Origin of the sequence: Trebonia sp. (genome assembly GCF_049794275.1) — a bacterium.
In the GTDB taxonomy this organism is placed as follows: Bacteria; Actinomycetota; Actinomycetes; order Streptosporangiales; family Streptosporangiaceae; genus Trebonia.
On sequence record NZ_JBARCR010001091.1, the window covers coordinates 1 to 3,865 of the forward strand.

General features: G+C 67.4%; 6 protein-coding genes. 3 read left to right on the top strand and 3 right to left on the bottom strand.

Annotation, left to right across the window (positions count from 1 at the left end):
• Positions 1-650 (top strand): zinc-binding dehydrogenase (locus WA805_RS27190; RefSeq protein WP_425243765.1); only part of this gene is annotated, 650 nt, incomplete at its 5' end.
• Between the two features lie 77 nt (positions 651-727).
• Positions 728-1,792: a DNA-3-methyladenine glycosylase I gene (locus WA805_RS27195; RefSeq protein WP_425243766.1), complete on the top strand. Its 1,065-nt coding sequence runs from the start codon at positions 728-730 to the stop codon at positions 1,790-1,792.
• A 190-nt stretch (positions 1,793-1,982) separates the two neighbouring features.
• Here WA805_RS27195 and WA805_RS27200 read toward each other — a convergent pair whose 3' ends face one another.
• On the bottom strand, positions 1,983-2,210 hold the full coding sequence (locus WA805_RS27200; protein WP_422271556.1) for a hypothetical protein: 228 nt from the start codon (positions 2,208-2,210) through the stop codon (positions 1,983-1,985).
• Positions 2,211-2,551: 341 nt separating this feature from the next.
• Positions 2,552-2,794, bottom strand: coding sequence for a hypothetical protein (locus WA805_RS27205; RefSeq protein ID WP_422271554.1), 243 nt, complete (start codon positions 2,792-2,794; stop codon positions 2,552-2,554).
• Between the two features lie 209 nt (positions 2,795-3,003).
• Between WA805_RS27205 and WA805_RS27210 the strand changes: the two genes are divergently transcribed.
• Entirely contained in the window at positions 3,004-3,417 is a 414-nt protein-coding gene (locus WA805_RS27210; protein ID WP_422338023.1) for a cupin domain-containing protein, read from the top strand.
• Positions 3,418-3,422: 5 nt separating this feature from the next.
• On the opposite strand, the gene WA805_RS27215 is transcribed toward WA805_RS27210, so the two are convergent.
• Positions 3,423-3,865, bottom strand: a 443-nt coding sequence (locus WA805_RS27215; protein WP_425243767.1) for an OsmC family protein, incomplete at its 5' end; no start/stop codon positions are given.

Below are 3,865 nucleotides of genomic sequence, written 5' to 3' on the forward strand. Positions count from 1 at the left end.
CATCTCAGGGGGTGACGACAGAACCGCTTGCCCGCATCCCCGGCGGTGTCACAGACGAACAGGCAGCCGCGCTGCCGATCGCGGGTATAACCGCGCTCCGGTCACTCGAGTTGCTGGGCGTCACGGAGGGCCAGCGCCTAGTTGTGATGGGCGCGACCGGCGGTGTCGGCGGCTATACGGTGCAAATGGCGTGGGCCCGGGGTGTGCACGTCATCGCAACAGTTCGCGGGGACGTTGACGAAGCTCGCCGCCTTGGCGCAGAAGAGGTCTACGACGCCGAGGCTGTCGACGTGTTCGACGCGCTGCGCACGTCTCACCCGGACGGCGTCGAGGCTGTCCTCGATCTGGTCAACGGTTCAGGCCTAATCCGCCGGGATGCCGGGATCCTTAAGTCCGGAGGCGGTCTTGTCTCGACGCGTTATGCAGCAGAAGAAGGGTGGTTCGCTGAACGCCAGATCACCGCATTCAATATTGCCACCCTCACGAATCCATTGTCCTCTCCACGGGGGCTGACCAAGGTTGCGCGCATGCTCGCGGAGGGCACGATCACTGCGCGCATCCACTCCATTATTCAGCCGGATCAGATAGGCGAGACGCTCGAAAAACTCCGCACCGGCGGCCTCCACGGCAAGGTTGTCATCCGCTTCTAGCGGTACTCGGCGTCCCAGGCTGGCTATGCGACGCTTTACTGGAACAACTCGCTGACCCGGTTATGGCAGGAGGAAAGGTGCAGATCGCGATTCTCGGAGCCGGCCAAGTCGGCTCGGCACTAGGCCGACTCTGGCACGCCGCCGGCCACGACGTCACGTTCTCCGCACGGCACGACGCCCGGCCGCGGGCACTGGCGGCGGAACTTGGGGAGCGCGCACACGCGGCTCCCATCGCCGACGCTGTAACGGGCGCCGAAGCGGTGCTCGTGGCCGTCCCGGGCCCTGCCGTGACCGACGTGCTACAGGCAGCGGGCCCGCTCGACGGCCGCGTCATGATCGACGCGGCCAACTCATTCGGGCAGCAACAGGTGACGCTGCGGTCGCTTGCCGACGCGTTCCCGCAGGCGCGCTGGGTGCGTGCCTTCAACTCGCTCTCGGCGAGCATCATGGCGGACGACAACCACCGCGAGCCCCCTTGGGTCATGTTCCTGTCCGGCGATGAGAAAGCCAAGCCGGTCGTCGCCCAGCTGATCCGGGACGCCGGATTCGACCCGTTCGACCTGGGTGGCATCGACGACAGCCGGCTGCAAGACTCCAGCAGCGCACTGTGGATCAACATCCTCACTCACGACGAGGCAACCGCGCTCGTCGCGCAGGTAAAGTCCGGGGACACGGCCGCTGCCGAACAGTCGGCGCCGCGGACGCGGGCGCGCGAGCTGGCCGCGCCATTCGAGAGGCTCCGCGACCACGCACCGGACGATCTCGCGTTCTTCCTCGAGCACCTGACGCGCTCGGTTTTCGAGGCCGGGATCAGCTGGCGCGTCGTCGAGGCCAAGTGGGACGGCATCCGGGAGGCGTTCCACGGCTTCGACCCGGCGCAGGTCGCCGCGATGCCGCCCGCCGAGATCGCGGCAGTAGAAAACGACAGCCGCGTGATCCGCAACAAGGCGAAGATCCGGGCGACGGTGCAGAACGCCCAGGAAATCCTTGCCATCCTCGAGCAGTACGGCGGCATCCGGGGCTATCTCGCGTCCTTCCCGGACGCGAGCGCCGCGGCCACGGACATGCGGCGGCGCTTCAAGTTCCTCGGCGACACCGGCGTGTGGCGGCTGCTGACCAGCGCGTCGCGCGACATCGGGTGACCCAGGCAAATAGCCGGCTGCTGGGAACGTCGATGCCGTTGCTCCTGTGGAAACGGCCTGACCTGCTGGGAGGGGCGCTTGCCGCGCGTCACAGTTATCAGCCACCGGTCTGCCAAGAACGCCCCAATCAGCCTCAACGGACAGGCACTAGCTCGTGCCGTGGCCGCTGTCCGGTACGGACCCGGATGCCTTACGCACCTTCGCCGCCTTGCTCTGCGACGCTGCCTGGTTGGGTCTGCACTTGCGGCAGCGCAGCTGCGTGCTTATGAACGGCATGGCTGGCGCTGGCCAGCATCATCTCGGCAGCGCCCAGCCGCATGGCCGCGTCGTACATGTCATGAGCCATCGCCTCGCGGCCAGCCTCGATGGTCTGCATGCAATGCTCCAGGATCCGATGCACGTCCAGCGGATCGCTCATCCCATCCTCCTTGTCAGCCGCAGTAGTGTGTCATGCTACGGCAGCCGTCAGCGCTGCTGACAGGCGAGATCAGGCGCGGTGAGACCTTCGAGCGGCACCGCCAAGCGACAGCTCGCCGACGGACTCGGCGCCAAGCGGGACCGCTCCTCGCGCTACCTGCAGTCGCGGCGGCCGCGATGGCCCACGGCATGGAGCATGATGACCGCCTTCGGAAGGCGGCTACCGGGCTGGCGAGGGCGGCGCGAGGCGGGATTAAGGACGCCCGGCACCGACAGGCGCGGGTGGTCGGCTCGCACTATCCCGGACCTGTTCTGGAGGCGACGGCTGCAGCAGATGGCGGGTCAGCGAGTCGAGCAGAAGATGGCCAGCGCGGAAGTAGGCGCCGTGGTGGGCCGGACGTGCCCGCCGGGGATCAGCTCGAGGGCGGTGGACGATGAGGACCAGCGGTCGATGTCGATTCCCATGCGCAGCAGCGGGCGCAACGCACCCCGGGCCAGGCGGACCTGGATCCGGTACGTAGCCGAGCCGGGATCACGCTCGGCCGGCCACGCGTCAGCGGCTTTCGGTACTGCTGCTTGCGGCACGACCGTACGGTGCGGGTTGGGCATGGCCCGGTGCCGGCCAGGAACCCGCACATCCGGCAAACCGACTGCAAGCAGGCTGTCGGCCAGGTGCAGTCACCACCGTCCCGTTCGGGATAAAAATCTCTTTAATACCGAACGGGACGGTGTTTCACGAGTTCAGCGAGGCGGCCAGCCGAGCGCGTCGAAGACAGTGATCGGGTCGAGGTTGGCTGTGGACCGGTCACGGCGGCGATCCCCTGGAACTGATGCCCGGCGACCTGGCCCTGGTCCGGGACGGGCCCGATCACTTCATCGCCCACGAACCGGGCGCCCGCTGCGTCCTGCCGGGTAAGTTCCGCTCGCTGTCCGCCGACGACGACGCCCTGTCGAATCCCGGCGGCGCGGTGTTCCTGTGCGGCGCCTACCACTGCGCGGGCGACATCGGCCGCGGGCTGGTGGCGACGCTTCCCCCGGTGCTGTCACTGCCCGCGAGCGTGGATGACCCGATCCACCGGGTGGTCACGCTGCGCCTCCGATGTCGTGGAGGTGGTAGAGACCTACGTGTATCTGCTGTTCATGTCGGTCGTGACGGTCGCCAGATGCCTTCAGTCCGGCCCGCCTGTGTGGTGACCGCGCTCGCCTGATGCCATCACTGATGAGTGATCTCGACGGGAATCGCCTTGCTCAGGGTTTGTCCAACGGGTGAGGTGGCTGCTACCTTCCGGTGCAGTTCGGCCACCGTGGCCTCATCGGCATCGGTGTCGAGGTGGACGACGACCCGAATCGCGGAGAATCCCGCGTGCCCATCGGCAAGGCCGAGGAAGGTGTTCAGGTCGATGTCGCCATCGAGGGTAATCCGCAAGTCGCGGATCTCGACGCCTGCCACCGAGGCGTTGGCGGCGTAACCGACTGCGAGGCAGTTGCCCAGGGAGCTGAGCAGTTGCTCAACCGGGTTCGGGGCGCGGTCCGTACCGCCGAGTGCCGCAGGTTCGTCGGAGGTGATCGGCGCGAACCCTCGTACCGCTGCCTCGCTGCGGAACGCACCGGTCCAGCGGACCTCTGCGGACCACGTCGTTTCCGCCGCCGACGGAC